The sequence below is a fragment of the Ramlibacter rhizophilus genome (genome assembly GCF_004681965.1).
GTDB lineage: Bacteria > Pseudomonadota > Gammaproteobacteria > Burkholderiales > Burkholderiaceae_C > Ramlibacter > Ramlibacter rhizophilus.
In genome coordinates this window covers 314,884-341,496 of the sequence record NZ_SMLL01000002.1, presented here as the reverse complement: position 1 = coordinate 341,496, position 26,613 = coordinate 314,884, and the positions used below count along the sequence as shown (strand labels likewise).

The 26,613-nt window shown below is 68.8% G+C and carries 25 protein-coding genes; 11 read left to right on the top strand and 14 right to left on the bottom strand.

Going from position 1 to position 26,613, the window contains the following annotated elements:
* Window positions 1-16 precede the first annotated feature (16 nt).
* Window positions 17-2,176: an alpha/beta hydrolase gene (locus tag EZ242_RS06315; RefSeq protein WP_167784669.1), complete on the bottom strand. Its 2,160-nt coding sequence runs from the start codon at window positions 2,174-2,176 to the stop codon at window positions 17-19.
* 187 nt (window positions 2,177-2,363) lie between these two features.
* Here EZ242_RS06315 and EZ242_RS22350 point away from each other — a divergent pair, with 187 nt between their 5' ends.
* Window positions 2,364-3,044 carry a TetR/AcrR family transcriptional regulator gene (locus EZ242_RS22350; protein WP_135284282.1) on the top strand — a complete coding sequence of 227 codons (681 nt, stop codon included), beginning with the start codon at window positions 2,364-2,366 and terminating at the stop codon, window positions 3,042-3,044.
* A 63-nt stretch (window positions 3,045-3,107) separates the two neighbouring features.
* On the opposite strand, the gene EZ242_RS06305 is transcribed toward EZ242_RS22350, so the two are convergent.
* From EZ242_RS06305 to EZ242_RS06295, 3 genes are all read right to left on the bottom strand, one after another.
* A complete protein-coding gene (locus EZ242_RS06305) occupies window positions 3,108-4,679 on the bottom strand; it encodes a M28 family peptidase (protein ID WP_135284281.1) in 1,572 nt (523 codons plus the stop codon).
* Between the two features lie 308 nt (window positions 4,680-4,987).
* Entirely contained in the window at window positions 4,988-5,803 is an 816-nt protein-coding gene (locus EZ242_RS06300; protein ID WP_167784668.1) for an alpha/beta fold hydrolase, read from the bottom strand.
* A gap of 8 nt (window positions 5,804-5,811) precedes the next feature.
* Window positions 5,812-6,789, bottom strand: a complete 978-nt coding sequence (locus EZ242_RS06295) for a Bug family tripartite tricarboxylate transporter substrate binding protein (RefSeq protein ID WP_167784667.1) — start codon at window positions 6,787-6,789, stop codon at window positions 5,812-5,814.
* Window positions 6,790-6,932: 143 nt separating this feature from the next.
* Here EZ242_RS06295 and EZ242_RS06290 point away from each other — a divergent pair, with 143 nt between their 5' ends.
* A complete protein-coding gene (locus tag EZ242_RS06290) occupies window positions 6,933-7,868 on the top strand; it encodes a LysR family transcriptional regulator (RefSeq protein WP_135284278.1) in 936 nt (311 codons plus the stop codon).
* On the top strand, window positions 7,865-8,368 hold the full coding sequence (locus tag EZ242_RS06285; RefSeq protein WP_135284277.1) for a DUF3237 family protein: 504 nt from the start codon (window positions 7,865-7,867) through the stop codon (window positions 8,366-8,368). Before EZ242_RS06290 ends, EZ242_RS06285 begins: the two co-directional genes overlap by 4 nt.
* A gap of 19 nt (window positions 8,369-8,387) precedes the next feature.
* On the opposite strand, the gene EZ242_RS06280 is transcribed toward EZ242_RS06285, so the two are convergent.
* A complete protein-coding gene (locus EZ242_RS06280) occupies window positions 8,388-9,035 on the bottom strand; it encodes a response regulator transcription factor (protein WP_135284276.1) in 648 nt (215 codons plus the stop codon).
* The gene (locus EZ242_RS06275) at window positions 9,032-10,984 is read right to left on the bottom strand and encodes a PAS domain S-box protein (RefSeq protein WP_135284275.1); all 1,953 of its coding nucleotides are present in this window, start codon (window positions 10,982-10,984) and stop codon (window positions 9,032-9,034) included. Before EZ242_RS06275 ends, EZ242_RS06280 begins: the two co-directional genes overlap by 4 nt.
* Before the next feature lie 152 nt (window positions 10,985-11,136).
* Between EZ242_RS06275 and EZ242_RS06270 the strand changes: the two genes are divergently transcribed.
* The 5 genes from EZ242_RS06270 to EZ242_RS06255 all read left to right on the top strand — a co-directional run bounded on the left by EZ242_RS06270 (window position 11,137) and on the right by EZ242_RS06255 (window position 14,732).
* Window positions 11,137-12,171, top strand: coding sequence for a DctP family TRAP transporter solute-binding subunit (locus tag EZ242_RS06270; protein WP_135284274.1), 1,035 nt, complete (start codon window positions 11,137-11,139; stop codon window positions 12,169-12,171).
* 115 nt (window positions 12,172-12,286) lie between these two features.
* Complete coding sequence (locus tag EZ242_RS06265; RefSeq protein WP_135284273.1) at window positions 12,287-13,057, top strand: hypothetical protein; 771 nt, start codon at window positions 12,287-12,289, stop codon at window positions 13,055-13,057.
* Window positions 13,054-13,182: a hypothetical protein gene (locus tag EZ242_RS22515; protein ID WP_276606531.1), complete on the top strand. Its 129-nt coding sequence runs from the start codon at window positions 13,054-13,056 to the stop codon at window positions 13,180-13,182. Before EZ242_RS06265 ends, EZ242_RS22515 begins: the two co-directional genes overlap by 4 nt.
* Before the next feature lie 46 nt (window positions 13,183-13,228).
* Entirely contained in the window at window positions 13,229-14,239 is a 1,011-nt protein-coding gene (locus EZ242_RS06260) for a TAXI family TRAP transporter solute-binding subunit (protein ID WP_135284272.1), read from the top strand.
* A 28-nt stretch (window positions 14,240-14,267) separates the two neighbouring features.
* Window positions 14,268-14,732, top strand: a complete 465-nt coding sequence (locus tag EZ242_RS06255; RefSeq protein ID WP_135284271.1) for an RDD family protein — start codon at window positions 14,268-14,270, stop codon at window positions 14,730-14,732.
* 47 nt (window positions 14,733-14,779) lie between these two features.
* Here the strand turns inward: EZ242_RS06255 and EZ242_RS06250 are convergent, their stop codons facing one another.
* Window positions 14,780-15,787, bottom strand: a complete 1,008-nt coding sequence (locus tag EZ242_RS06250) for a YhdH/YhfP family quinone oxidoreductase (protein ID WP_135284270.1) — start codon at window positions 15,785-15,787, stop codon at window positions 14,780-14,782.
* 136 nt (window positions 15,788-15,923) lie between these two features.
* On the opposite strand from EZ242_RS06250, the gene EZ242_RS06245 reads away from it, so the two are divergent.
* Window positions 15,924-17,144 (top strand): acyl-CoA dehydrogenase family protein, encoded by a 1,221-nt coding sequence (locus EZ242_RS06245; protein WP_135284269.1) that lies wholly within the window; start codon window positions 15,924-15,926, stop codon window positions 17,142-17,144.
* 112 nt (window positions 17,145-17,256) lie between these two features.
* On the opposite strand, the gene EZ242_RS06240 is transcribed toward EZ242_RS06245, so the two are convergent.
* Together EZ242_RS06240 and EZ242_RS06235 are read right to left on the bottom strand one after the other, a co-directional pair.
* On the bottom strand, window positions 17,257-18,234 hold the full coding sequence (locus tag EZ242_RS06240) for a tripartite tricarboxylate transporter substrate-binding protein (protein ID WP_135284268.1): 978 nt from the start codon (window positions 18,232-18,234) through the stop codon (window positions 17,257-17,259).
* A gap of 27 nt (window positions 18,235-18,261) precedes the next feature.
* Window positions 18,262-19,428: a mandelate racemase/muconate lactonizing enzyme family protein gene (locus EZ242_RS06235; RefSeq protein ID WP_135284267.1), complete on the bottom strand. Its 1,167-nt coding sequence runs from the start codon at window positions 19,426-19,428 to the stop codon at window positions 18,262-18,264.
* Window positions 19,429-19,533: 105 nt separating this feature from the next.
* Between EZ242_RS06235 and EZ242_RS06230 the strand changes: the two genes are divergently transcribed.
* The gene (locus tag EZ242_RS06230) at window positions 19,534-20,445 is read left to right on the top strand and encodes a LysR family transcriptional regulator (RefSeq protein WP_135284266.1); all 912 of its coding nucleotides are present in this window, start codon (window positions 19,534-19,536) and stop codon (window positions 20,443-20,445) included.
* A gap of 159 nt (window positions 20,446-20,604) precedes the next feature.
* Here the strand turns inward: EZ242_RS06230 and EZ242_RS06225 are convergent, their stop codons facing one another.
* The 5 genes from EZ242_RS06225 to EZ242_RS06205 all read right to left on the bottom strand — a co-directional run bounded on the left by EZ242_RS06225 (window position 20,605) and on the right by EZ242_RS06205 (window position 25,354).
* Window positions 20,605-20,778 (bottom strand): NAD(P)-binding domain-containing protein, encoded by a 174-nt coding sequence (locus EZ242_RS06225; RefSeq protein ID WP_205960607.1) that lies wholly within the window; start codon window positions 20,776-20,778, stop codon window positions 20,605-20,607.
* Window positions 20,779-20,892: 114 nt separating this feature from the next.
* Window positions 20,893-22,386, bottom strand: a complete 1,494-nt coding sequence (locus EZ242_RS06220; RefSeq protein ID WP_135284265.1) for a tannase/feruloyl esterase family alpha/beta hydrolase — start codon at window positions 22,384-22,386, stop codon at window positions 20,893-20,895.
* Window positions 22,387-22,415: 29 nt separating this feature from the next.
* Complete coding sequence (locus tag EZ242_RS06215) at window positions 22,416-23,393, bottom strand: Bug family tripartite tricarboxylate transporter substrate binding protein (protein ID WP_135284264.1); 978 nt, start codon at window positions 23,391-23,393, stop codon at window positions 22,416-22,418.
* 30 nt (window positions 23,394-23,423) lie between these two features.
* Window positions 23,424-23,642: a DUF2783 domain-containing protein gene (locus tag EZ242_RS06210; RefSeq protein WP_135284263.1), complete on the bottom strand. Its 219-nt coding sequence runs from the start codon at window positions 23,640-23,642 to the stop codon at window positions 23,424-23,426.
* 11 nt (window positions 23,643-23,653) lie between these two features.
* The gene (locus tag EZ242_RS06205) at window positions 23,654-25,354 is read right to left on the bottom strand and encodes an FAD-dependent oxidoreductase (protein ID WP_135284262.1); all 1,701 of its coding nucleotides are present in this window, start codon (window positions 25,352-25,354) and stop codon (window positions 23,654-23,656) included.
* A gap of 174 nt (window positions 25,355-25,528) precedes the next feature.
* Between EZ242_RS06205 and EZ242_RS06200 the strand changes: the two genes are divergently transcribed.
* Window positions 25,529-26,473, top strand: coding sequence for a LysR family transcriptional regulator (locus tag EZ242_RS06200; protein ID WP_135284261.1), 945 nt, complete (start codon window positions 25,529-25,531; stop codon window positions 26,471-26,473).
* Window positions 26,474-26,613 lie beyond the last annotated feature (140 nt).

The following is a 26,613-nucleotide window of genomic DNA, read 5'->3' as shown; positions in this document are numbered from 1 at the left end:
ATACGCCGGCCGCCGCTCAGGCAGTGGCCCAGTGCCGGTTCTCCATCACCGCCAGGATCTGCCGGGCAGCACGGTCGGCGCCGTCGAGCTCCACCGGCTGGTAATGCACCGGCGACGCCATGGCCTGCAGGGCCTTGTCCGCCAGCGACGCCGCCGTCAGGCCCCGGAACGGGACCGCGCAGTCCGCGCAGTAGTTGCGCAGCCGGTGCTGCACGTGGATGCACTGCTCGAAGTGGCGCTCCAGCGGGAAGCTCAGGAAGCGCTTGCCGCAGGCCACCAGCTCCATGCAGGTGCTCAGGCCTCCTTGCACCAAGGCCAGGTCGGAGCAGGCCAGGTGCTCGAAGAGGTTGTGGACATAGGGCAGCACGCTCAGCCCCTCGTGCGCCGGGAAGGCATCGCGTGGCACGCGCGGTCCGGCCACCAGCAGCAGGCGCAGCTCGGGCACCTGGCGCTTCATGAGCGGGAACGCCTGGGCGATCTTCTGCAGCAGGGGCGCGCCCACCGCGGTTCCACCGACGGCAGCGATCACCAGCTTCTCGTCCTGTCGCAAGCCGAGCCGCGCGCGCAGGGCCTCGGTGTCGGCCAGCGCCTTCGGGTCGAAGGGCAGGGCGTAGCCGGTGAAGGCGAAGTTGCGGCAGGCCCAGTCGCGGATGATCGGCATGCCGGGGCCGAAGGGCAGTTGCGGCACGTCCTGCGGGTTGCCCACGAAGAGGGCGCGGTCGCGGATCCACGGATAACGCTCCACGTGCGCGATGTCGTCCGCGTTGCGGTCCGCGCACAGGAAGGCTTCGCGCTCGTTCCCCTCCTCCATGGGCAGGCAGCCCACGAAGTCGGTGAGGAAGACGAAGGGCTGGCGCTTGAGTTCCGGGTTCTCGTGGTAGTGGTAGTCCACCTCCCAGGCTTCGTCGCCGACCACGATGTCGTAGTGCTCGTGCTCCAGCAGGTCTTCGAAGACGAGGAAGTTGCGCGCCATCACTTCGTCCATGGTGCGCAGCGCGAAGAAGGCCTGCAGGTCGTGCTCGCCGGCCACGCGCTCGAAATGGCTGCTCTCGTTGGCCAGGCGCGCGCAGGCAGGGTGCACGCGCTCGCCCTCTCGTTCCAGGTACGTGGAGGCCGGCGGCACGGTGAACCAGTCCACCTGCAGGTCCGGATGCAGCGCGCGCATGGCGCGGGCGATCGCCAGGTCGCGCTGGACGTGGCCCAGCCCGATGGCGCTGGAGACGAACAGCGCCTTGCGCTTGCGCCGCATCGCGCGCACCCAGGTGCTGCGCTCGCCGGGGCGGCCGACGAACTGCGCCAGCAGGCGGCAGAAGGCCACCGGGTCACGCGCCGGCATGAGGTGGCCGCCCTCGCCCACGGTCACCAGGCGAGCCCCGGGGATCAGGGCAGCCGCGGTTTCTCCCTGGGCGTAGGGCACGCGGCCGTCCTGGTCGCCGTGGATCACGAGGGTGGGGCAGCCGAGTTCGCGGGCCGGCTCGCGCAGGTCGTGGCCCATCCAGCCGGCCAGCGCCATGGCGACGGTCTCGCCGTCGGTGGACCAGCCCTGGCGGACCGCGTCCTCGTAGGGCTTGGTCGAGTGCGGCTCGCTGAAGCAGACGCTGAAGAATCCGTCGAGGTAGGCGGCCCAGTCGGCACGCATGCGCGCCATGTTCTCCTGCAGCGCCTGGGCGGCCTGCGGATGCGCCAGGCGCCGTTCGATCCAGCCGCCCACCAGGACCAGCTGCGCCACCCGTCCGCGCTGCTCGTGCGCCAGCCGGATGGCCGTCATGGCGGTGGCGGAGATGCCGACCACGGCCGTGCGGTCCACGCCCAGGCGGTCCAGCACGGCCACGAAGTCGGCGTAGTAGTGATCGAAGGAATACTGCTGCGGCTCCACGGGCCGGTCCGACCGGCCGCTTCCGCGCAGGTCCATGACCACCACGCGGTAATGCTGCGACAGCCAGGGCACGACCGCGCGCAGCAGGTGGGTGTTGGCGATCTGGAAGATCGGCGCGAACGCGATCCAGGGGCCTTCTTCGCCGTACTGCGCGTACCAGGAGCGCACCCCGTCACGCTCGACGTATCCCTCGCGGGCGGGCGCCACGGTCTCGTAAGGGTAGGGCTGCGGCAGCGTGCCGGCGGCCGGCAGGGGACCGGCTTGCAGCGCAAGCCGCCGGGGCGGTTCGAGTGGGCTCATGGGTGGCGTGCTCCTGTGCTCCTGCACCTGCAACCACAGCCGGCGGATCGTGCCACGGTGGTTGAACGACTGTTCAAGATATTGCCAGTCTCGGAAGCTGTCAACGGAATGATTTCCTGAGCCATGTTTCGGAAGAGTTGCCCCGGACGCTGGCACCATGGTTTATCCACATGGTTAATATCTGCCCATGCCCGCACGCATCACCGAAGCCGCCGCCGCGCCTGCACGCCACGACACCAAGGCGCGCATCCTGGAAGCGGCATTCCAGCGCCTGGCGCGCGAGGGCTACGGTGGGCTGAGCATCCGAGAGATCGCCAAGGATGCGGGCGTGAACCACGCCCTCGTCAACTATCACTTCAAGTCCAAGGAGCAACTGGTCATCGCGGTGCTGGACGACGCCAACCGCCGGCTGCTCGCCCGCCAGGAGCGCCTGTACGCGGGCCCGGGCAGCTATGCGCACAAGTGGGCGCAGGCGCGTCGCTACTACGAGAACGACCTGGCCTCCGGCTTCGTGCGGGTGCTCATGGAGCTGTACGCGGCCAGCATGTCCAACCCGGCCCTGCGGGACGAATTCCAGCCGCGCATGAACGCCTGGTTCGACCTCATCGGCAAGGTGGTGGCCGAGGCTTTCGAGCACTACGGGCTGGATCTGCCGGTGTCGCCCGAGGTGGTGAGCTGCTGGATCTGCAACTTCTGGATCGGGACCGAACTGGCCATGCTGGCCGGCACGGGCCGGCCGGAGACGCACCGGGCTTCGCTCGTGGCGGTCGAGACCTTGCTGGAGGCGCTGGAGGCGGGCAAAGCGAAACGCGCCAGGACGTCGGCGCCTTCCCGTGCCGGCGCCGGCCGCAGGGCGAAATCGCCCTGAGCGGTCCGGCCCAGGAGGCCCGCGCGCGAAACGGCTCGCCGCCTGCGCGTTGGCCACGCAGCTTCAACGCGTCGCCGTGCCGCGCAGGTCGCTCTCTTCGAGCGGCGGCATCCTGAAGTTGCCCTTGCCGCGGTGCGCATTGACGGCCTGCGTGTTCATCGCGAACTGCAGCACCGCATACGCGATGGCGTCGCTGTTGGTCTCCAGGGCGGCGTTGCTGTTGTTGTCGAAGGTGTCGCAGGCGAGGTGGTAGCAGGGGTCGTACTGCTCGCCCGCCGTGCCGCCCCAGATCGCTTCTTCCTCAGGGGTCTTGATGCCTTCGGCGCCCGTGAACAGGCCGCCGGCGGGGATGCCCTGGGCGATGAACGGTCCGTAGTCCGAGCGTCCGCTGAAGTCGGTGCCCTTGAAGGGAATGCCGCGTGCGGTGAAGAAGCCTTCGAACACCTTCTCGATCTGCGCCGAGCCGCCGGGGCCGGGGCCGGCACCGACGCCGTCGGAGTCGTCGCCGTCATAGATGAAGAAGACGTGGTTGGGCGAGCCCACCATGTCGAAGTTGAGGTATAGCGCGATGCGCGCCTTGTCCTGTGCGCTCAGGCCTGCGACGTAGGCCGTGGAGCCCACCAGGCCGGCTTCTTCCGCGCCCCACCAGGCGAAGCGCAGCTTGTTGCGGGGCGTGACGCGGGCCATCTGGATGGCCGTCTCCAGGATCGCGGCGCTGCCGGAGCCGTTGTCGTTGATGCCGGGGCCGCGCTGGACGGAGTCCAGGTGTGCGCCGGCCATGACCACGTTGTTCGGGTTGCCGCCCCGCGACTCGGCGATCACGTTGTACTGCGTGACCTCCCGCGGCGCCTCGACGCGGACCCGGGCCACCGAGCCGGCCTGAGCCAGCGACACGCCGTTGGCGAACGATGCGCCCACGACCGGAATGGACGTCGTGGCGGGCGTGAGGGTGCCCACGATCAGCGGCTCGCGGTCGGACGTGTTGCCCTGGTTGAAGATGATCACCGCGGAAGCCCCGGCGGCCTGCGCATTGAGTGCCTTGACCGAGAAGTTGCAGGTGCCCCGCTGGACCAGCGCGATGCTGCCGGCCGGGAAACCCGCGAAGTCCGCCGCCTCGCAGCCGCTGGTGTTGTCCCGGGGAAGGGCGAGGTTGATGTCCACCGCCGTGACGGCGGCGGTCACGTTGCCCGTGCCGCTGCCGGTAAAGGTGCCGGTCTCGTAGGTCGCGCTCACGGGCGCGGTCTGCTGCAGGACGGCGGGCGGCACATAGTTGAACAGGAAGGCATCCAGCCGCACCTCGTAACCCGCGGCCGTCATCATGTCCGCGATGTAGCGCACGCTCGCGTCGTACCCCGGGGTCCCAGCGGCCCGCGTGTCGTCGTTGGCGTCGGCGATCGCCTGCAGCGCCGCCTGGTGCCGGCGAACGCCGTCCAGCGTCACGCAGGCGAGCAGCTTGTCCTGCGTGTTGTTGACCCGGTATTCGCAGGACAGCTCCGGGCCCGCCTTACCCGCGAGATCGGAAGCGCCGAACTCATTGCCTCCGCCGCAGGAGACCAGGGCGAGGGTGGCAGCGGTGGCAAGGGCGCAACGGCCGAGGGAGCCGGGCGCGCCGCGGGGCAGGACGAGAGGCTTCATGGCATTCCTTTCAACGCGAAGGTGCGCCCATGGGCTGTTCGCGCATGCCGCACCCGAGCGGCATGGAGGAAGGCTGAACGGCCCAGGCCGCGGGCGCAGCATGCTCCCCTTCGCGCTGCATCGCCATGCCTCGCGCCGTCGAGCAGACCGGTGCGTTCAGGCCACGCCGGGGACCCGGAAATGCAGCGGGTTCCGAGTAGAAGCAGCAGGCCGGCGCGTGCTTCTCCTTCCGCCCGGCACCCCGCATTCGCAATGCCCCTTACAAAGCGTGACGCCCTCAACCGCTGCGCCGGGGGTGCTGGATGGGCTCACGCCACCCGCTTAAGGAAGTCCAGCACGCGCTCGTTGAAGAAGCCGGGCTGCTCGCGGCTGACCCCATGTCCGGCGCCCGGCACGCGCAGCACCGTCGCCTGCGGCATGGCCTCGGCCAGGTTGGCGAAGATCTCGCGGTGGATGGGGGCCGTGCTCTCGCCCGAGAGCAGCATCACGGGCATGGGCAGCGCGGCGAGTTGCGCAGGCGCGAGGAGCGGGAATTCGTCCGTGGACAGCGCCAGCATGCGCATGGCGCGCAGGTTCTGCAGGCGCCGCTGCATCTGCTGCGGCGAACTGGCGGGGGCCTGCGCGCCGTTGATGCCGCCGGTCATGATGCGCCCGGCCAGTTCGTCGTCGCCGCCGCGGAAGGCGGCGTTGGCTGGCTCGATGGTCTCGCGGCGGAACGCGGCGCGTGCGGTGCGGCCGGCCTCGCTCAGTTCGGCATAGCGCATCATCGGTGGCTCCACGGCCACCAGGGCCCGCACGCGCTGCGGCTGCGAGACGGCCAGTGCCAGGGCGGTGAAGCCACCGTACGAACTCCCGACCAGGATCGCACGCTCCACGTCCAGCGCGTCCAGCATGAGGCGCAGGTCCTCGGCCTCGTGCAGCGCCGAGTGGTCCGGCGAAGGCATGTCGTTGCGGTTGGGAAAACTGTAGCGGCGGCTGTAGGTGATGCAGTCGTAGCCCGCCGTGAATGCGGGCCACTGCGCCTCCCAGGAGCGCCAGTCACCCATGGCGCCGTGGATGAACACCAGCGGCGTGCCCCGGCCCGCGCGTTCGTAATGCAGCTCGACGCCGTTGGAAAGGCGCACGCGCTCCATCATTCGACCCGGATGCCGGCGTCCCGGATCACCCTGCCCAGGCGCGCGCTCTCGGCGCGCAGGAACGCCTGCAGCGGCTCGCCGGAGACGAGGCGGTCCGGTGCGACCATCGCCAGGTCCTCCAGCTTCTGGCGCACGGCGGGCGTGCTGCGCACCTTGTGCCATGCGGCCGAGAGCTGCTCGATCACCGCCTGCGGCGTGCCAGCCGGGGCGAAGGTGGCGATCCAGCCGAGGTACTCGAAGTCCCGCAGGCCCGACTCGTGCACGGTGGGCGCATCGGGCAGGGAGGGCACGCGCTCGCGCGTCGTCACCGCCAGCATCCGCAGCCGGCCGGCCTTGACCTGCGCGGCCGGTACGTTGGGCGCGGTGATCATGAGCTGGATCTGCCCGGCCAACAGGTCGTTCACCGCCTGGCCGTCGCCCTTGTAGGGCACGTGCAGCATCTTGATGCCGGCCAGGGAGGACAGCAGCTCGGTCGCCAGGTGGCCCGAGGACCCGTTGCCGCCCGAGCCGTAGGTCACCTTGCCGGGGTTGGCCTTGGCATAGGCGATCAGTTCGGCCATCGACTTCACCGGCAGCGAAGGGTGGCAGACGATGACGAACGCACCGGCGCCCAGCATGTTGATGGGGACGAAGTCCTTCTCGGGCTTGTAGCCCAGCTTCGGGAACAGGTGCGGTGCGACCGCGATGCTCGAGGGCCCGGAGACGTAGAGCGTGTAGCCGTCGGCCGGCGACTTCAGGACGTTCTCCGCGGCGAGCGTGCCGCTCGCGCCGGGCCGGTTGTCCACCACGAAGCTCTGGCCCAGCGTGGGGCCGACGTTGTCGCCGAAGATGCGGGCCATGAAGTCCGACGGGCCGCCGGGAGGCGCGCCGACCACCAGCTTCACCGCGCGCGTGGGGTAGCCCTGGGCGTGCGACAGCAGCGGCGTGGCCGCGAGGGCGGCAATCACTTGCCGACGGTTCAAAAGTACGTGCATGGCTTGTCTCCTGGATGCGGGAACCGGCTGGAATCCGGTCCTGGCTGCGTCGCATTCTGCGGGCCGCATCCTTAAGCGAGAAATAGAATCGAGGCCCCTGCGATCACACCTGCTTATACGTGCATCCACCCGCCTCCGTCCTCATGAACCGGCTGCTGGCGCGGGCGCGCTTTCGCCACATCCAGGTGCTGGTGCAGCTGGCCACGCTGGGCAGCGTGCGCCGCACGGCCGAGGCGGTGGGCATGACGCAGCCGGGCGTGACGCAGCTGCTGGCCGACCTGGAACGCATGCTGGAGGCCCCGCTCTTTCACCGCCATGCGCGCGGCGTGCGCCCCACCGAAGCGTGCAGCGACGTCCTGCCTTTCGCGCGCCAGATGCTGATCGGCCTGGGCGCGAGCGCGGAGGCCGTGGCCGCGCGCCGCGGCCTGGGCGAGGGCGTGGTGCGGCTGGTCGCCTCCACGGCCACGGTCAACGGCCTGCTGGTGCGGGCGCTGCCGGCCTTCAACGAGGCCTTCCCGGGGGTGCAGGTGCAGCTCAAGGAGGCCGAAATCGACGACGCCCTACTGGCCATCGCTCGCGGCGAGGTGGACATGGTGGGCTGCCGCGAACCTGCGGTGGTGCCGCAGGGCTGGCAGTTCACGGCGCTGCTGCCCGACACCTTCGTCGTCGCCTGCAGTGCCGATCACCCGCTGGTGCGCAGACGCAGCCTCGGCTGGGCCGACCTGGCCCGGGAAGCGTGGTTGCCCGCTCCGGCGGGGTCCGCCGCGCGCACCGAGTTCGACGCGCGCACCGCGCCCCTGCCGGGCGAGTTGCGCATCTGCCAGGTCATCACCCGCGTGCCGGCGGCCACCTGGTCCATGCTGCGGCACCAGCGGCTGCTCACGCTGGTGCCGTTCAGCGTCGTGCGGCATCTGGTGGAAAGCGGTGAGCTGGCGGTGCTGCGCCTGCGCGAACCCATGCCGTTCAAGCCGCTGGGGGTGCTGCTGCCCGTGCAGGATGCCAGCGTGGCCGCGGGCAAACTCGCGGCCTTCATCGAACAGTTCGAGGCCCAGGCCCGCAAGAAGGACAAGCGCAAATGAACCCCCGCGACGACGATACCGCCCGCGAACTGCAAACCCTGGCTTCGCCCCTGCCCGTGCCCCAGCCGCGCGCCACCCTGGTGTGGACCGCGGCCGTCGATGTGCACGCCCGCGAGTCGCTCGGCAGCGGCCCGCTGGGCGAGCGCTTCATCGTGCCCATCGCCGGTGGCCGCTTCTGGGGCGCGCCCGGCTATGAAACCCTGTGCGGCACCGTGCGCGCGGGCGGGGCGGACCGGCAGCTGCTGCGCGCCGACGGCGTGAAGGAGCTGCGCGCCGAGTACGAGATGGAGACCACGGACGGCGCCGTGCTCACGGTGGTGAACGAGGTGATCGTCGACGAGCGCGTCCAGCCCGAGCGCTATGCCCTGTCCCGCATCACCGTGCGCGCGCCCGCCGGCCCGCACGAATGGCTCAACCGCCGTCTTTTCGTGGGGACGCTGCAGACGCTGCGTCCCCAGCGGGACGCGGTGCTCGTGCGGGGCTACCTGGTGGAGGCCTGAGGCCCGTCGCGCCGCGCGGTCAGGACGCGGGCGCCGCCTGGCCCAGCAGTCCGCGCGAGCGCAGCTTCTCCACGGTGGTCGCCACGGCGGCGGCCGAATCCACCCCCAGGCGCTCGAACACGCGCGCACGGTGCACTTCCACCATGCGCTCCGAAATCGCCAGCTTGCGGGCGATCGTCTTGTTGGCGTCACCCTCGGCCACCAGCGTGGCCACGCGTGCCTGCTGCGGCGTGAGGTCCTGCCACAGGCCGGCGAGGAAGTCGGCGCGCCGCCCCTCGGCCTGCCAGTCGGCTTCGCGCGCCAGGGCCTCGTGGAGCTGGGCGACCAGCGCCTCGTCGGCATAGGGCTTTTCCAGGAAGGTGACGGCGCCGCGACGCATCGCCGCCACCACCAGGGGCACGTCGGCATGCCCGCTCAGGAAGATCACCGGGTTGCGCTCCTTCAGCCCGCGCGCGATGAGCTGTTCGTGCAGCTCGGGCCCGGACATGGGCTCCATGCGCACGTCCAGCAGGAACACGCCGCGCACCGGCGCGGCCAATGTGTCGATGGCGGCCAGCAGCTCGGGGCCGCTCGCATGCGCCTGCACCTGGAAGCCGTGCTGGCGCAAAAGGAAGGCGAGCGCGCCGCGCACGCCCGGGTCGTCGTCGCACAGGAACACCGTGCTCATGGAAGCACCTCGTGGGCGGTGGGGGTCGGCAGGTCCGGCAAGGCGAGCCGGGGCAGGCGCAAGCGCAGGCACGCGCCGCCTTCGGGCGGGTCGCTGGCCTCGAGCAGGCCGCCATGCGCTTCCACGATGCTGCGGCAGATGCCCAGGCCCAGGCCGAGCGATGCGCCGGCCTGCTTGGTGGTGCGAAAGGGCGCGGCCAGCTCGTCGAGGGTGCGGCCGCCGAGCCCGGGCCCGTTGTCGTGGACTTCGACCCAGACCTCGGTGTCGGACGCGCCGGCGCGCACGCGGATCAGGCGCGGGCCGGTGCGGGCCGACAGGGCGTCGCTCGCGTTGCGCAGGAGGTTGGTGAGGACCTGTTCGATGCCGATCCGGTCCAGCGGCACGGCCGGCAGCTGCGGCGGAACCTGCTTGTCCAGGCGGATGCCCCTGCGCTCCAGCGAGCGGCTGCGCAAGGCGCAGACGGCCTCGACCAGCGCCCCGAGGTCCTCGGCCTGCCGCTGCGGCTCGCCGCGCTGCGCCTGCCGGCGGATCCAGTTGACGATGTCACCGGCCTTGCGCGCATGGCGATGCACCTGCTCGGCGGCGTCCATCAGCACGGGGTCGGGCGAGGGCTGCGAACGCATGGCCTTGGCCAGCCCCGCGCCGTAGCCCATCACCGCGCTCAGGGGCTGGTTCAACTCGTGCGCGAGCTCCGAGGCGAGCAGCCCCAGGTCGTGCAGGCGCGCGTGCTGGGCGAGCAGCTCGCCGTGGCGCTGCTCGCGTTCCTCCAGCTGCTTGCGCACGCTGATGTCCACGATGGACCCCATCCACCCCACATGCCGGCCCTGCGGGTCCAGCAGCGGCGACTCGAAGATCATGACGTCGATGCCGTGCCCGTCCCGGTGCAGCCAGTGCGTCTCGTAGCCGGTGCGCGGTGCGCCGCCCGCGAGCGTGTCCAGGTTGCGCGCGAGCATGGCGTCCACCGCGTCGGGCGGCCAGAAGGGAAGGGGTGGGGCCAGGCCGACCAGCTCGCCGGCCTGCCAGCCGACCATGTCGCACAGGGTGCGGTTGACGTACAGGATGCGGCCCTGCAGGTCGCGCGCCCGCAGGCCGACCAGGGCGGAGTCCTCCATGGCCTGGCGCCAGGCGGCTTCGCGATGCGCTTCGGCCATGGCCCGCGCCACTTGCCGCATCTGCCGGCGCAGCAGCAGCGAGCCGGCCGTCCCCAGCATCAGCAGGCCCGCGAGCAGGGCCAGCGTGTGCGGGCTGCGCCACCAGGCCGGCGGCTGCGCGAAAGGCCGCAGCACCACCCGCAACTCGGGCGAGGCGGCGAGCGCCCGTTCGTGCGCCATGCCGCCGGGCGGGCGCGCGAAGCTCGCGGTGGTGGCGATGACCTCGCCCAGGGCCGAGAGGAAGGAGACCTCGTAGCGCTGGTTCAGCCACACCAGGTCCGTGCTGCCCAGGAGGTCGGTGATCTCGTAGCGGGCCAGCAGCTGCCCGCCGCCCGGCACCGGCGCCTGCAGGTGCTGCGCCAGCCCCCGCGCGCGGATCTGCAGGTCGCCGCCCGCCGTGGCCGCCCGGCTCGGCGTGCGTGCCGCGCGGCCGACCACCTGGTGGCTCGCGTCCAGCCACACGAGGCGGTTCCACAGGCGATCCAGCCCGGCGCGCACCGGCGGCAGGGCCTGCAGCGCCGTGTCCCCGGCCGCGCCCGCCGCCGGGAGCTGCGCGGCGATCTCGCGCAGGCTCGCGCGTTCGGCGTCCAGGCGGGCGAGCAACTGCGCCTCCACGCTGGCCGCATCGGCCTCCAGCAGGCGCCGGAAGGCGTTGCGCTCGTTGGTGTCGATGCCGTGGACCCACGCGACCACCAGCGCGCAGAAGGCGAGGGCGAGCGCGGCGGGAAAGAGCCACAGCTGGCGCCGCCAGGCCGCTTCGGGCGCGAGCGGCTGGAAAGGCGCGGGGGGCGAGGCCATCGGCATGCAATCATTCTAGAAACCGAAGCGCCCGAAATCGGGCCGCGAGGCCGACGGGTGTGGAAACCCACACCTGTGGACCGCCACACTGTGCCGCCGGCGCGGCGCTTCCTAGACTGCGACGCATCGAACCTGCCGCCTGGAGACACACCATGCCCATCACGCCCAGCCCGCTTCCCGCCCGCCTTTCGCGGCGCACGGTCCTGCGAGCCGCCGGCTTGGCGGCGGCGCTCGGCGCCGGCCGGGCCTTCGCGCAGCGGCCGGTGCTGATCCAGTTCAGCCACGTGGTGGCGGAGGACACGGCCAAGGGCCAGGCGGCGCTGCGCTTCAAGGAGCTGGCCCAGGCGCGAAGCGGCGGCCGGGTGCGGGTGGAGGTCCATCCGGACAGCACCCTCTACAAGGACCGGGAGGAACTGGAGGCGCTGCGGCTCGGCGCGGTGCAGATGCTGGCGCCGTCCCTGTCCAAGCTCTCGGCGCTCGGGGTGCCGGAGTTCGAGGCCTTCGACCTGCCCTATCTCTTTCGCGACCACGCCGCCTTCCGCGCCGTGACGTCCGGCCGGATCGGCGCCGGCCTGCTGCGCCGGCTCGAACCCCTGGGTGTCGAGGGCCTGGCCTACTGGGACAACGGCTTCAAGGTGTTCACCGCCAACCGCGCCCTGCGTTCGCCCGACGACGTGCGCGGGCTGAAGGTGCGCGTGCAGGCCTCGCGCACCCTGGTCGAGCAGATGCGCCTGCTGGGCGCCGAGGTCTCGGTGTCGCCGCTGGCGGACGTCCACGAGGCCCTGCGCAGCGGCCGCCTCGACGGCCAGGAGAACGTGCCGAGCAACATCGACACGCAGCGCCTGCACGAGGCGCAAAGCCACCTCGCGGTCACGCGGCACGGCTACCTGGCCTATGCGGTGATCGTGAACCAGGCCTTCTGGCGCGGGCTGGACGCGTCCCTGCGGGCGCTGCTGCTGTCCGCGCTGCAGGACGCGACGGCGCATGCCAACCGCATCGCGGAGCAACTCAATGCACAGGCCCTGGCGCGCATCGCCGCCAGCGGCCGGGTGCAGGTCGTGGAGCCGGGGCCGGCCGAACAGGCCCGCTGGCGGCGCGCCATGCTGCCCTTGCACGCCAAGGCGCAGGCCTGGATCGATCCCGCGCTGATCGACGCGATGCAGCGCGCCGGCGCGGCACCCGGCTGAGCGCCGGCGGTCCGGCCGCCCCTTCACCGTCCTGCAGACGCTCGACGACGCGCCGCGGCGCGTCGGGGGGAGTCGCACGCCTTCACTTCGTCCCATGAACAACAGGAGATCGACCATGAACCCTTCCATCCCCGGTGATTCCGCGATCGGCTGGCTGCGCTGGGCCGCCATTGCCGCCGGCGTCGCGACCCTCGGTCTCATGCTGCCGCTGGTGTGGACCGCGGTCCTGGCGGGCGCGGGCCTGCTGGTGCTGGTCTTGCTGCTGGGGCTGGCCGCGGCCGTGGTGCAGGCCTTGCCCTGGCTCGGGCAGCGGCTGGAGAACGCGCTGCTCTCGCGGCGCAAGGCCGAGGCCCGGCGCAATCCGATCGAGCAGCTGCAGAACGAGCTGCTGCGGCGGGCCGAGCGCCTGGTGGCCTTCCGCGAGGCGCTGGTCACCGTCGGCGGCCAGGTGGAGTCGATCGCGCAGATGCTCTCGGAGCGCCGCGAACGCGACCCGGCCCATGTCATGGAGCGGCACCAGCGTGCGCTGGACCGGCTGCAGCAGTTCCACCGCCTCAACATCGCGCGGCTGCAGCAGGCCCAGGCCGCCCTGGACGACTTCCGCATGCTCATCGAGCGCAAGGAAAGCGAGTGGCGCATCGCCCTGGCCATCGACGACGCGAGCTCGCTGCTCGATCCGCGTTCCGCCGACGCACTGCTGCAGGACCTGCTGACCGACACGGCGCTGCGCACGGTGCAGGAGCGCTTCAACAGCGTGTTCGCGGAGCTGGACGTCCAAATGAGCAGCCTGGACGCGCCCACCCGGCAGCTGCTGGAGCCGACCGGCAGGACCCCCTTCGCGCCGCTGGAACTGCACGCCGATGCCGGCGCGGGGAGCGTGCGATGAACTTCTGGACCCGCTATCGCCGCATCGCCCGCTGGCTGCTGCTGGCCCTGCTGCTGGTGTGCCTGGTCGCCCTGTTCTCAGCGGGCCACGTGCCCGCCGGCAGCCGCGACACCACGGGCCTGTGATTCCCCTTGTCCCCAACCCTTCACTTCACCCCCAAGGAGCTCCACCATGCCTTCCCGTTCCAAGATCGCCCTGGCCGCCGCGGCCCTGATGCTGGCGTCCACCCTTGCCGGCGCCCAGGCCGCCAAGCCCGCGGCCGTAGGCCCCGACGCGCACCACGTGCTTCGCATCGCCACCGGTGCCCAGGGCAAGGGCTTCTCGCGCGTGTTCGCCGACCTGCAGGCCGTGTGCGGCCAGCAGGTCGCCCTGAGCGAGGTGCCCACCGAAGGCGGCCTGCAGAACCTCACCGTGCTGGTGGCGAACAGGGCGGACCTGGGCTTCGTGCAGGTGGACACGCTGGCCGAGATGAAAGGCTCGGACGACTCCATCAAGCGCCTGCAGACCGTCGTTCCGATGCACGCCAACCTCCTGCACGTGGTGGCGCGCAAGGACGGCTATCCGCGCTGGGGCATCGTGCCCCTGGTCGGGCCCCTGAACCACCGCTGGTTCAACCAGGGCATCGACAGCTACTCGGACCTGGATGGCCTGGCGGTGGCGGTCGTGGGCTCGGCCCGCAAGCTGGGTCGCACGCTGAACCAGGAGCACGGCCTGGACATCCGCTTCGTGGACGTGGAGACCGACGAGGCGGCCATCGCCATGGTCAGGAACGGCGACGTGGCGGCCATGCTCACCACCAGCGGCTGGCCGAGCGGCCCCCTGCAGCGCCTCAAGCGCACGGACGGCCTGAAGCTGGTGCGCTACGACCTGCCGATCCAGCAGCCCTACCAGAAGCTGCGCAAGAACTACGACAACCTGGACGCCTGGAACGTGGACTTCCTGGCCGCCGAGAACGCCCTGGTCGCGCGGCCCTTCACGGCCGACGGTCCCAAGGGCAGGGCGGTGCAGGCGCTGCAGTCCTGCATCTTCGAGAAGCTCACGCAACTGCAGGAAGGCGCCTTCGAGCCGGCCTGGCGCGACGTGCGGCAGCCCGCGGACGGCGATGTCCACTGGACGCGACCACCGGGTGCGGCGCGCACGGCGGCGAACTCGGACGCCACGGCACCGCGCATGCGGCCCTGATGCCGTGACCGCCTGAAGGAGCCATGCCATGAACCTGAAGCCGGCCAGCCTCAAGCGCCGCGTCCTCGCGGCGGTGCTCGACACCGCCATCCTCTTCGTCCTCGTGCTGCCCGCGGGCATGGCGGTCGGCTTCGGGGTCGTCCTGGCCGGCGGCCAGCCGGACTCGCCCGCCGTCACCTTCTGGGGCTCGCTCGTCGGGGTGCTGGTCGGGGGGGTGTACTCGGTCTGGACCATGGCCGGTCCGGCGCAGTCCACCTGGGGCCAGCGCGCCGTCGGCCTGCGCAACTACCACCTCTCGGAGGGAATGCTGGACGCCAGCACGGCGCTCGGCCGCTACGTGGTCAGCATGCTGTCCTCGTCCTTCTTCATGCTGGGCTATCTCACGGCGCTGTTCTCGCGGCGGCGGCAGACCTTGCACGACATGCTGCTGGACACCATGGTGGTCGATCGCCACACGCATGCCTGGGCCATGCGACGGCGCGGCGGCGAGTGAACGGATGAAACGTTCCTGCCGGTCGGCAGGAGCGCCTCATCCATCCATCACTGCGGAAACTCCACCAGCGTCCGCCCCGACACCGCGCCCTGCAGTTGCTGCTGCGCGTGGCCCAGGAGTTCGTCGAGAGCGATGTGCCTGACCTGCGGCATCAGGCATTCCATGTCCGGCTTCCAGTCGCTCGCCAGGCGCGCCCACAGCCGCCGGCGCTGATCCCAGGGCGCGTTGGCCACGATGCCGAACATCTGCACGCGCCGCATGATGAAGGGCAGCACGCTGCCCGGGAATTCGTTGCCGCCGGCATTGCCCACGCTGGCCAGGCAGCTGCCGTCCTTCAGGGACCGCAGCAGCCAGGACAGCGTCGCGCCGCCGACGTTGTCGATGGCCGCGGCAAAGCGCGGCTTCTCGAGCGGCCTCTGCGGCTGCTGCAGCACCGCCGCGTCGATCACTTCGGTGGCGCCCGCAGCCCGCAGCGCATCGGCCTGCTCCATGCGGCGCGTCATCGCCGCCACGCCGAAGCCGGCGCGGGGCAGGATGCCCAGGGCCATGAGGCCCACGGCGCCGCTCGCGCCGCTCAGCGCCACGGGACCGGCCTGCGGCGTCACGCCCAGTTCGAGGAAGCGCTCAAGCGCCATGGCCACCGTGAAAGCGGGCACGCCCAGCACCGCCGCCTCGTGCGGCGAAAGCCCTGGCGGCAGCGCGTGCACATGGCCGGCGGGCACGCGCGCGTATTCCGCGAAGCCGCCGTCGAAGGCGATGCCGGTCTGGAAGCCGTGCACCAGCACGTCCTGGCCCGGTGTGAACGAGGGGTCGGACGATTGCAGCACCTGGCCCACCAGCTCGATCCCGGCGATGCGCGGGAACTCCGTGATGATGCGGGCCTGCCCGTACAGGGACAGGCAGTCCTTGTAGTTCACGCCCGCATAGCGCACGCGCACCAGCACCTCGCCGGGCGAGAGGTCGTCGATGCGCACACGCTCCAGCCGCGACTGGACGGCGCCATCGGCCTGGTGGGTGCGCAGCACCTGGAAGTTCTCGGGGAGCGCAGTGGGCATGGGGACGGTCTCCGGTGATGGACGCCGCATCAGAGCATGCGCGGGGGCGCGCGTGAAGCCGGCGTTTCGCACATCGAAACGGCGACTCGACAGGGGCCGCCCAGGGCGCATCATCGACGCACCCACGGAGACCGCCATGACCGACGCCCGCCTGTTCGGCGACCATTTCCTGCGTGCCCTGCCTGCCGAGGAGCAGATGACCGTCCAGCACGTCCGCGCCCTGTGCGCCAGCACGCTCGGCCCGCAGGCGGCCGAGGTGGCCAAGCAGGACGTGTTCGCCTGGGAGACCTTTCGCCTGCTCGCGCGCGAGGGCATCGTGGCCACCGCCTTTCCGCGCCGCTTCGGCGGAACCGACGCGCCGCAGCGGCTTCGCGTGCGCATCATCGAGGAGCTGGGGCGCGTCTGCAGCACCTCGGCGTCCCTCATCACGGGCACGGACCTGTCGTCGCGCGCCATCGTGGCCGGCGCGTCCGAGGCGCTTCAGCAGCAGCTGCTGCCCGGCCTGTGCAGCGGCGAACTGCAGGCCGCCTTCGGCCTCACGGAGCCGGGCGCGGGCTCGGACGTGCGCGGCCTCGCCACGACCTTCCGGCGCACGTCCGAGGGCTACCTCATCACCGGCCGCAAGAAGTTCATCACCCGCGCGAGCACGGCCGACTGGTTCGTGATCGTCGGGCGGGCCGAGGACACGCCGGGCACCTTCCTCGCGGCACTGGTGCCGCGGGACGCACCGGGCTTCACCATCAGCCCCGACGTGGGCAAGCTCGGCTGGTTCGGCGTGCCGATCGCCTCGCTGGACCTGCGGGACGTGGCGGTGCCGCTCGCGCACCGGCTCGGCGAGGAGGGCGAGGGCTTCAGCCTGGCGCAGGACGCGCTGCTGCGCGCGCGCATCGGCCATGCCGCCATGGCGCTCGGCCGGGCCATCGGCGCGGTGGAGATCGCCGCCGCCTACGCCTGCGAGCGCAGCACCTTCGGCAAGCCGCTGGGCGAGCACCAGGGCGTGCAGTGGATGCTGGCCGACATGGTCACGCAGGTCGAAGCCTCGCGCGCGCTGCTGGCGCTGGTGGCGGACAAGTACGACCGCGGCGACTCCGACGTGGCGACCTTCGCGTCCATGGCCAAGCTGCAGGCCACGGACCTGTGCATGAAGGTGGTGACCGATGCGCTGCAGCTCACGGGCGGCCGCGGCTACCTGCAGGACTTCCCGCTGGAACGCTTCTTCCGCGACGCCAAGCTCAACCAGATCGGCGAGGGCGCGAGCGAAGTGCACAAGAGCGTGATCGGGCGGGACCTGGTGCGGCGGGCGAGGGCGGCCGAGCGCCATCCCTGCCTGCGCGAGGGCTCGCTGGTGGACTATTGACGGGCTGGGCCGCCAGCGCGGCGCGCGCCAGCGGGAACGCGCGATGCGCCATGGCGCCACCGGCAGCTGCGAGAACACGCGGCGCAGTGCATCGCCGGTGCCTGTCACCCATTCAGTCGGCGTACTCGCCGGCCTCCTTGATGACCTTGGCCCAGCGTTGCTTCTCCGTCTCAACGAACCTCCTGTGGCCCGCCGGATCCAGGCGCTCGTCGCTGATGACGGTCAAGCCCAGGGCCCCCTGTCGTTTGATGAGGTCTGGATCCTTCAACGCTGCGCGCAGTGCAGCGTTCAGTCTGGCGAGCACCGGCGCCGACGTTCCCTTCGGGGCGTAAAGCCCGTGCCAGACTTGCACATCGAAGTCCTTCAGTCCGGCCTCGGCCAAGGTCGGCGAGTCCTTCAAGGCGGCAATCGTGAGGCGGCGCGAACTCGTCACGCCGAACACTTTGACCTTGCCGCCTTCGATCTGCGGTACAGCGTTCGTCGCCTGCTCGCACATGAGGTTGACCTGCCCGCCGATGAGGTCCGTCATGGCCGGCGCGGTCCCCTTGTAGGGGATCGTCGTCAGGCTGGACTTCAAGGCACTCTGAAGCATCAAGCCGCAGAGGTGAGAAGCAGACCCCAGCCCCGCGTTGGCCAGGTTCACCTTGGACCCATTGGCAGTGATCCACTGACGCAATTCGCTGAAGTTGTTTGGCGGCAGACTGTTGTTGCCTATCAGAACGGAGGGCGCCTCATTGATGAGTCCGAGCATCTCGAAGTCTTCCGGAACCTTGTACGGCAGCTTCCGATACAGGGCCGGTGCCGTTGCCATGCCGATGTGATGGACCAGCAGCGTGTAGCCGTCTGGTGCGGAACGGGCAACCTTCGCGGCACCGATGGTGCCGCCGGCGCCACCTGCGTTCTCGACAACCACGGTTTGTCCCAGCGGCTTGCGCAGGGCTTCTGCCAGATCGCGGGCGATCTTGTCTGTGGGGCCTCCCGCAGCGAAAGGAACGACCAGAGTGACGGGCTTGTCCGGGAAGTCGGCCCAGGCCAGGGTGGCGGTGGCGGCCAAGGCGAAGCCGGCGACGATGCGCCTCGATGCGGTCATGCGTATCTCCTCGAGTGGTGAACTGAATCAGGAAGACAGGGCCTGCATCTCGCGGTAGAGGTCGGCTTTGCCTTCGAAGCCGATGCCCGGCAGGTCGGGCAGCGTCACGTAGCCGTTGTCGACCTTGACGCCATCCGGGAACCCACCGAAGGGCTGGAACAGGTCCGGGTACGACTCGTTGCCGCCCAGTCCCAGCCCTGCCGCGATGTTCAGGGACATCTGGTGGCCGCCATGGGGAATGCAGCGGCTGGCAGACCATCCGTGCTCCTTCAACATGTCCAGCGTACGCAGGTACTCCACCAGCCCATAGCTGAGGGCGCAATCGAACTGGAGCCAGTCCCGGTCCGGCCGCATGCCGCCGTAGCGGATCAGGTTGCGGGCGTCCTGCATCGAGAACAGGTCCTCGCCCGTTGCCATGGGGTTCTTGTAATAGCCGCGCAGAGTCGCCTGCAGCTCGAAATCCAGCGGATCGCCCGGCTCTTCGTACCAGAAGAGGTCGTACCGTGACAGCGCCTTGGCATAGGCGATGGCCGTGTCCAGGTCGAAGCGCCCGTTGGCATCGACGCAAAGCTTCTGGCCGTCCTGCAGCACTTGCATGATGGAGTCGATGCGACGCAGGTCTTCATCGAGGGAAGCGCCGCCGATCTTCTTCTTGACGACCGTATAGCCACGGTCGATGTAGCTGCGCATCTCGTCCTGCAGCTTCTTGTGGTCCTGGCCCGGGTAGTAGTACCCCCCGGCGGCGTAGACGAACACCTTGCGGTTCGGCTTGCCGTCGCCGTAACGGTCTGCCAGCAACTCGAACAGCGGCTTGCCTTCGATCTTGGCCACCGCGTCCCAGACCGCCATGTCGATCGTGCCGATTGCCACGGAACGCTCGCCGTGGCCGCCCGGCTTCTCGTTCTTGAACATGGCGTCCCAGATCTTGTGTGGATCGAGGTTCTTGCCGCTGCCGTCGATGAGCGACTCCGGGCTGGCTTCCAGAATGCGCGGGATGAAGCGTTCACGCATCAGCTTGCCCTGGCCGTAACGGCCATTGGAATTGAATCCATAGCCCACCACGGGCCTGCCGTCGCGCACCACATCGGTAATGACCGCAACGAGGCTCAGCGTCATTTTGCTAAAGTCAATGTACGCGTTTCGGATGGGCGAGCTGATGGGTAGCGTTTTTTCGCGAATCTCGACAATCTTCATTGCAGGTCCTGGAGCTTGGTCTGGAGAGGACGTGAATCATCGAAGAACGCTGTCCAGGGCGCCAATGCTCATTTCCTAGACTTTGATGCACTGGACGAACCACCGATGAACCTGGTCTGGCTGGAGGATTTCCAGGCACTCGCAGCCAGCGGAAATTTCTCGCGGGCCGCCGAGGCTCGCCATGCCTCGCAGCCCGCCTTCAGCCGGCGAATCCGCGGCCTGGAAGAATGGCTTGGGTCCGATCTTTTCGACCGTACCAGTCAACCTGCCCGGCTCACCGCGACCGGCGAGTGGTTCCAGCCGATCGCCGAGGATCTGCTGGCGCGCGTCAGGCGTCTACCCTCTGAAGCACGCGCAGTGGCGGGCTCCAATGCAACGACGCTGCGACTCGCCGCAACCCACGCGCTGTCGTTCACTTTCGTCCCGCATTGGCTCCAGTCGCTGGAGGCTCACACGGTGCAGGGGTCGATCCGGCTGCTATCCGATGTCCTTGCCCAATGCGAGACGCTGCTCGAGCAAGGCCAGGTGCAATTCCTGGTCGCTCACGCGAGGGCTGGCCAGGACACACGGGGCGTTCCCTCCCTCGTCATCGGCCGAGACATGCTGCTGCCAGTGAGCGCGCCGAACGCGCCGAGGCGTGCACTGCTGCAGTTCAGCGAGGAGTCGGGCTTGGGGCGGATCTTGCGGCAAGAGCTCGGCGCCGAGCTGAGTGCATTGCAGGCAGTCTTCACCGCCCACCTCGCGTCGGTGCTCAAATCGATGGCACTGGAAGCAAAGGGCATCGCATGGCTACCGCTCTCCCTGGTTCAGGATGACCTGGATAGCGGGCGATTGCAGGACGCGGACGGACCCTCCAATTGGCGTGTACCGCTGGAAATCCGCTTGTACCGGCGCACCGCTGCCCTGAGCGCGCACGCGGAGGGATTCTGGCAGGCCGCGTGCGAACTCGCGGCAGCGAGCGCTGCATCAGGGTCGGACGCTACAGCCTCAGCTGCAGCGCAAGCTCCGATGCGCTGATGAGAGATCCTCAGGCGCCCATCTTCGTGCCCACTGGAGCCTGGTGCACCGAGCGGTTCATGGCAATGATCTCTGCATGGCTGGGATCGGAACCCAGGCTTCCCATGCGCTCGTAGAGATGGTTGCGGATCACAGGCCCCTTGCCGGGGACTGCCTGCGTCAAGGCCTCACGCATCTTTCCGCATCGACTGGCACTGCGCCGATCTCCTCGGCGAAGGAACGGACACCCTCCGGCCCTTTCGAATTTGCGACGCGGACATCGTGCCCCGCCGCACTGAGCTTGCGGGCGAGCGTGCCGCCGATGTTGCCGATTCCGATCACGCCGATCTTCATGTCCAATCCTTTGAGTTTGGTGGGGGTTGTGGCAGTCACGGCGAGGTGATCTGCCACGTTCCCACCCGATGCATCAGACGCGATCAGGCGCCGGCCGAACCCGTCTGATCAAACTCAACTCGCGCTGCACTGGTAGCTGCTGGCGCTGTTGACGTCCCCCGTGCCGTTGTACTTGGGGTAGGTCGGATACTGGCAGAGCGGACGGGTGAACAGCGTGGCACCAGATGCGTTCACCTTCGATGCAATGGGCGTGCCCGGATCGGCACCTTGCTCGACCCACGCCATGGTGGGAGTGAGCAGGTCGAAGGTATCAGCACCTGGTCCGCCGGCGCAGTGGTTCACGCCCGCAGCGATGTACATCCTTGAATTGGCCGTAGCAGCCGCCCCGGCGTCGGCTGCTACCGGCCGCCAGGTGCGAATCGTGTCCGTGTGCGACAGGAGCCCGTCCTCGGACCCGTGCCACACGACGATCTTCTTGCCCGACCTGAGGAAGTTGGACAGGCCGCTCACCGAAGCATTGAATCCGTACCTGCCCTCGATCACGTCGTTGATGGTGGGATAGAAGGCATCGACATCGAAGCCGGCCGGAGACCAGGAGGCGTCATTGAGAACGATGTTCCTCATGTGCCCGACGCCGAGCGCCGCGTAGGCCGGACCGAATTGCGCCATGCTGCCGAACCCGTATCCGGAATAGATCGTCGTGCCGTTCGACAACTTCAGGTCCGTCATGAGTGCCTTCACCGCGGCCGCTTCAGCGGTCGTGAGGCCGGCAGACGCGGGGACATCGGTGGTCGGATCGAACTGGCACGCGGCCCAGTTCGACGCGATGCCATCCGTGACGCCGTCAAGCGCATCGCACTTGGCCACGGCTGCGGCGTGGACTGCGGTCAGCTTGGTGGCATTGGGCATGGCCAAGGCGGACGCCCGCGTCCATTGTTCGATCTGCCCGGTCAGGTTCCGGGTGGGCGCACCGGCAATGACCGCGTCGTAGTGGTCCCCATACTTGGCGGCTGCATTCAGTGCGCCGCGGCCGCCATTGGAGCAGCCCTGGTAGTACGAGTAGTTTGGACGACTGCCGTAATACTGCTGCGTCACGGCCTTGCCGAACTTCGCAGCCACGTCGATCGCGGTGTGGGCGTACAACTGCGTCACGGCTGGATTGTTCAGGAACACCGCGCCGCTGCGATCGCGGTGGCCGCCGTTGTTCGCTGTCAGCACCGCGTTCTTGCTGAGGGCAACGTTCGTGGAACCGACACCGGGTATCGACCCATCGAACCCGCCGCCACCTTGCTGCACGAAGCGCTGCTGCCAGGTGCCTGGCAGGCGCACCTCGATATCGTGCTCCGTGCCCACCTGTGTTCCGTTGACCTTGCAGTAGGCAGGCAGCGTATCGGTGGCCGCGACTTCGGTGGCGCTGGTCACCTGCACGTTTTCGATGGTCTGCCCTGCGAATGAGGCACAGGCCTTCACGGGCGCCCGCTCTGCCGTGAGTGCTGCGCCATCACTGCCGCCGCAGGCGGTCAAGAGCGCAGCTGCGGCTGTGCAGGCGAGAACCACTGCCGGACGCAAATGGGCGTCCCGTGAAGTGCAAAGGGATGAATCAATCATGCATGTCTCCTGGTTGAAATGGTTGCTGGTCAATCTAGCTTGATGCCGTTCGCCTGGATGAGACGCCCCCAGCGTTCACGTTCGGCCTTGACGTAGTCGGTCATCTGCCGCGGAGTTCCCCGCATGGCTTCCAGGGCAAGCGCCTGGAAACGCGCCTTCACCTGGGGGGAGTCCAGCGCTGCGTCCAAGGATTTGCTCAGTTGTGCGACGAACTCCGGCGACGTCCCTTCGGGCACGACGAGCCCCTGCCACGCATACGCCGTGAAGTCCTGGATCCCCTGCTCGGAGAGCGTCGGAATGTTCGGAAGCAGGTTCAGCCGCGCAGGACTGGCGACCCCCAGGGCGCGCAGCTTGCCGGCGGCGACGTACTGCTGCACGCTGGCCGTGTCCATGAATGCGAACGGAATCTGGCCCCCGATCAGGTCCTGTACCGCGGGGGCAGCGCCGCGATAAGGCGCATGCTGCATCTTCAGCCCCGTGCGCTCGCGAAACAGCTCGGAAGCGAGGTGGTGCGGGCTGCCAACGCCGGCGGATGCATAGGTAACGGCTGCATCCGAAGCTTTGGCCCACGTGATGAACTCATTCAAGCTGTTCGCCGGCACGTTGGTACCCACGACCAACAACATGGGGAACCGGGCGAGCATGCCAACCGGGGCGAAATCCTTCTCGGGGTTGTAAGGCAGCTTGGTGAAAAGCCAGGGATTCGCCGCGAGCGTCGCGAAATCGGCCGTGAGCATGACGTGCCCGTGCTCCTTGGAACGGGCCACGTAACTGGCTGCGATGTTTGTCGCGGCCCCCGGCTTGTTGCTCACGATGATGGGCCTGCCCAGCGTCTTGCTCATCGCATCAGCGACCGTCCTGGCGACCACGTCTGATCCGCCCCCGGCTGCATAGCCGACGACCCATTCGATCGCACGGTTGTCCTGGGCGAAGGCGACCGCCGGTGCCGCGACTGCTGCCAGGCCGCCGCACAGGATCGCGCGTCGGCGAAATTGGTGTTCGTTCATCTTGTCTCCGTTGTTCCAGTGTTCAGGGGATCAGGGCTTGAACGCTTCAGCGTCAGGGACCTGCGAGCCGCGAGCCGCGTGCAGCGCTTCGCGCAGCACGTCTTGGGATCCGACATGGTTTGCAAGCAGCAGAATCAGTCGGGCATTGAGCGCCTGGCTTTGCTCCGGGGAGAGGTCCTTGTGCGCGTCGATCAGGGCCTCGTAGAAGTCGTCGGGCGCGCTGAGGTTCGGGCTGGTGATCAGGGACATGCGGGAAGCTTTCAGGAAAAAGCGAGTGCCTTGCGCAGCGCTGCGCGCAAGGCGGCCGTGTCCGCACCGCTCCAGCGGGCGCAGACATGCTGATCCGGTCTGAGCAGCACCACCGAGTTGTCCGCGAGCGCGTAGCGCTGTGCGAGCAGGCCCTGCGCATCGATCAGGTCGGCGTCTGCATCGCCCGCAGATGCGACCGTCAGCACCTTGAGCGGCGCAACCCCCTCGGCAGCGCGACGTAGCTGGTCGGCGACCGCCGCAGAATCGACTCCAGCGCTGACCAGCGCCGTGAAGCCCTGGCCAAGTTGCCGCAGCAGCCACACCGAGCGTCCGTCGCGCAGTTGCACGGGCGCGTCGGTCGCTGCGGCGCCGGGCACCATTGCTTCGCTGGCGGGCATTTGTGCGGACGGTGTGTTGAGCGGGCTCTGGTGAAGCGTCGTTGGCACCGAAAGCCGTCCGCTGTTCACCAGCATGCGTGCGAACGCGTGCGTCTTCGAGAGTTCAAGCACGGCATCGCGGAACACGCGGCTGATCGCACTCTTGGGCGTAATGAAGTCGGTCGAGCGCGTCGATTGCCGGATGTTCTCGTCGGCCGCGTGTTCGCGTTCGGCTGCGTAGGTATCCAGCAGTGCGTCGGGTGCGCGCTGCTGCAGCACGGCAGCAAGCTTCCACGCCAGGTTCTCGGCATCCTGGACGCCGGAGTTCGCGCCGCGTGCGCCGAACGGCGAAACGCCGTGCGCCGCATCGCCGGCAAAAAAAATCCGACCATGGCGGAAGCTGTCCATGCGCAAGCAGGCGAATGTGTAGACGCTTGCCCATGCGAGCTCGAACTCCGCATCCTTCATCGAGGTGTGCGCCAGCATCTGCCGCACGCGCGGAATGATGTTCTCCGGTCGCTTTTCCTTCTCTGGATCCGCGTCCCAGCCGAGCTGGAAGTCGATTCGCCAGACGCCGTCGGGCTGCATGTGCAGCAGCACGCTCTGGTTGCGGTGGAACGGGGGATCGAACCAGAACCACCTTTCCGGCGGTTGTTCGAGTTTCATCTTCACGTCCGCGATCAGGAACCGGTCGCGAAACACTCGGCCTCTGCTTTCCTGCCCAAGCAACTGCCGCACCGTGGACCGCGCACCGTCGCAGGCCACGACATAGTCGGCCTCCACCTGGTACTGGCCTTCCGGCGTTTCGATCGTCACGAGCACGTGATCCGCCATTTGTTCGACACCCGCGGCCTTGTTGCGCCAACGGACTTCGAGCAGGGGTAGCTCAGCGGCCCGGGTCGCCAGATAGCCCTCGACGTAAAACTGCTGCAGATTGATGAAGGCAGGCCGCTCGTGACCGCTCTCGGGCTGCAGGTCGAACTGGTAGACCTGCTCGTCGCCGAAGTAGACCCTTCCGACGTTCCAGGAAACTCCTTTGGCAACCATGAGGTCGCCGCAGCCCAGGCGATCGAAGATCTCCAGGGTCCGCTTGGCGAAGCAGATCGCCCGGGAGCCGGTGGACAAGGCGTTGTCGTTATCGAGAACGAGCACCGGCACTTCGCGTTGCGCAAGGTCGATGGCCAGGCTCAGTCCGACTGGCCCGGCGCCGACGACGACCACCGGCCGCCGCACGGGGTGCGCCGCATCCTGGTCACCCGAGCGTTCATAGTCGAACTCGAGCGCCTCGTAGTTCAGCGCGCCGGCACGCTGCTTGCGCAAGTCCGCCAGCTTCACAGTCGGGTTTCCACTAGTTCGGCTGAGTGATCGGGGGCTTGTCTCATCGCGCGCTACCTTCCGGTTCCTGTGAGCGCTGGACGATAGAGACCGGCCTTGCGCCGGTCAACGCGATGCGCCTCATCCCCAGAATGAACGCCGCGCATGGGGCGGCCGCGCGCTAGGATGAGGTGCATGTCCCTAACGCCAGAAACCCGCCTGAAGCAGTTGGACCTGAACCTCCTGACGGTTCTCGACGCCCTGTTGCGCGAGCAGAGCGTCACGCGTGCCGCCGACAGCCTGGGCACCACGCAAAGTGCGATCAGCCATTCTCTCGGCCGCCTGCGTGCATTCTTTGACGACAGCCTTTTCGTCAAGGCATCGCAGGGGATGGTGCCCACGCGAAAGGCGGAGTTGCTGCGCCAACCGGTCGTCGCCATCATGGCTGCGATCCGGAACGAGGTGCTCGCGGAGGCCGGCTTCGACCCGGCGCGGTCGCGTCGGGCCTTCGTCTTTGCCATGACCGACGTGGGGGAGCTGGTGTTCCTTCCGCCACTTCTCACTCAGCTGCGCAAGGCCGCCCCCGGCTGCACGGTGCGCACCGTGCAGGTTCCCATCGAGCAGATCGAAGGCCTGCTTGCCTCGGGAGAGGTTGACCTTGCTCTCGGCTCGATCAAGTCAGCTCCGGAAGGGCTCTACCGACAGCGACTGTTCATGAACACGTTCGTCACCATCGTGAGTGCGAGCAACACGTCGATCGGAGAGAACATGACGCTGGAGCAGTTCCGGCGCACGCCGCAGGTCGTGGTGTCCCTCGAGGGCAAGCCAGGCACTGCCTACGACAACTTGATCGAGGAACAGGGCGTCGAGCGCAATGTGTTCCTGACGACTCCGCACTTCCTGGTGGTCCCGTTGCTGCTGGAGCGACAACCCGATCTCATTGCGACCGTACCGATGGAACTGGCCAATGCCTTCGCACGGTACGGCACCGTGCGCATCCTGAAACCGCCTGTGGAGCTCCCGCAGTTCGCGCTTGACCAGCACTGGCACCCGCGCTTTCACAACGATCCTGCAGTCGTCTGGCTCCGCACAATGGTGAAGCAGACCTTTGAGCAATACGCAGAACCGGGCGGCGGTTAGATGCACAAGTGGTCCGCGCGAGCCACTGAGGCGTTTCCGATGATCTTCTCGCCTTCGGCCGCGCTGCCGTTGTAGCCGCCCAAGATGGCGCAGGCCTGCCACCCCATGGCGACGGCAAGCTCAAGAAGCCTTTTCTCCTC

Excerpts from the sequence above, each read along its gene's own strand:
- EZ242_RS06255 (WP_135284271.1), top strand. The coding sequence starts at position 14,268 with ATGAACCTGAAGCCGGCCAGCCTCAAGCGCCGCGTCCTCGCGGCGGTG.
- EZ242_RS06275 (WP_135284275.1), bottom strand. The coding sequence starts at position 10,984 with ATGGCCTCGCCCCCCGCGCCTTTCCAGCCGCTCGCGCCCGAAGCGGCC.
- EZ242_RS06280 (WP_135284276.1), bottom strand. The coding sequence starts at position 9,035 with ATGAGCACGGTGTTCCTGTGCGACGACGACCCGGGCGTGCGCGGCGCG.
- EZ242_RS06265 (WP_135284273.1), top strand. The coding sequence starts at position 12,287 with ATGAACCCTTCCATCCCCGGTGATTCCGCGATCGGCTGGCTGCGCTGG.
- EZ242_RS22515 (WP_276606531.1), top strand. The coding sequence starts at position 13,054 with ATGAACTTCTGGACCCGCTATCGCCGCATCGCCCGCTGGCTGCTGCTG.
- EZ242_RS22350 (WP_135284282.1), top strand. The coding sequence starts at position 2,364 with ATGCCCGCACGCATCACCGAAGCCGCCGCCGCGCCTGCACGCCACGAC.
- EZ242_RS06260 (WP_135284272.1), top strand. The coding sequence starts at position 13,229 with ATGCCTTCCCGTTCCAAGATCGCCCTGGCCGCCGCGGCCCTGATGCTG.
- EZ242_RS06315 (WP_167784669.1), bottom strand. The coding sequence starts at position 2,176 with ATGAGCCCACTCGAACCGCCCCGGCGGCTTGCGCTGCAAGCCGGTCCC.
- EZ242_RS06220 (WP_135284265.1), bottom strand. The coding sequence starts at position 22,386 with ATGATTGATTCATCCCTTTGCACTTCACGGGACGCCCATTTGCGTCCG.
- EZ242_RS06215 (WP_135284264.1), bottom strand. The coding sequence starts at position 23,393 with ATGAACGAACACCAATTTCGCCGACGCGCGATCCTGTGCGGCGGCCTG.
- EZ242_RS06245 (WP_135284269.1), top strand. The coding sequence starts at position 15,924 with ATGACCGACGCCCGCCTGTTCGGCGACCATTTCCTGCGTGCCCTGCCT.
- EZ242_RS06225 (WP_205960607.1), bottom strand. The coding sequence starts at position 20,778 with ATGAAGATCGGCGTGATCGGAATCGGCAACATCGGCGGCACGCTCGCC.
- EZ242_RS06230 (WP_135284266.1), top strand. The coding sequence starts at position 19,534 with ATGAACCTGGTCTGGCTGGAGGATTTCCAGGCACTCGCAGCCAGCGGA.
- EZ242_RS06200 (WP_135284261.1), top strand. The coding sequence starts at position 25,529 with ATGTCCCTAACGCCAGAAACCCGCCTGAAGCAGTTGGACCTGAACCTC.
- EZ242_RS06285 (WP_135284277.1), top strand. The coding sequence starts at position 7,865 with ATGAACCCCCGCGACGACGATACCGCCCGCGAACTGCAAACCCTGGCT.
- EZ242_RS06250 (WP_135284270.1), bottom strand. The coding sequence starts at position 15,787 with ATGCCCACTGCGCTCCCCGAGAACTTCCAGGTGCTGCGCACCCACCAG.
- EZ242_RS06270 (WP_135284274.1), top strand. The coding sequence starts at position 11,137 with ATGCCCATCACGCCCAGCCCGCTTCCCGCCCGCCTTTCGCGGCGCACG.
- EZ242_RS06295 (WP_167784667.1), bottom strand. The coding sequence starts at position 6,789 with ATGCACGTACTTTTGAACCGTCGGCAAGTGATTGCCGCCCTCGCGGCC.
- EZ242_RS06210 (WP_135284263.1), bottom strand. The coding sequence starts at position 23,642 with ATGTCCCTGATCACCAGCCCGAACCTCAGCGCGCCCGACGACTTCTAC.
- EZ242_RS06305 (WP_135284281.1), bottom strand. The coding sequence starts at position 4,679 with ATGAAGCCTCTCGTCCTGCCCCGCGGCGCGCCCGGCTCCCTCGGCCGT.
- EZ242_RS06235 (WP_135284267.1), bottom strand. The coding sequence starts at position 19,428 with ATGAAGATTGTCGAGATTCGCGAAAAAACGCTACCCATCAGCTCGCCC.
- EZ242_RS06290 (WP_135284278.1), top strand. The coding sequence starts at position 6,933 with ATGAACCGGCTGCTGGCGCGGGCGCGCTTTCGCCACATCCAGGTGCTG.
- EZ242_RS06240 (WP_135284268.1), bottom strand. The coding sequence starts at position 18,234 with ATGACCGCATCGAGGCGCATCGTCGCCGGCTTCGCCTTGGCCGCCACC.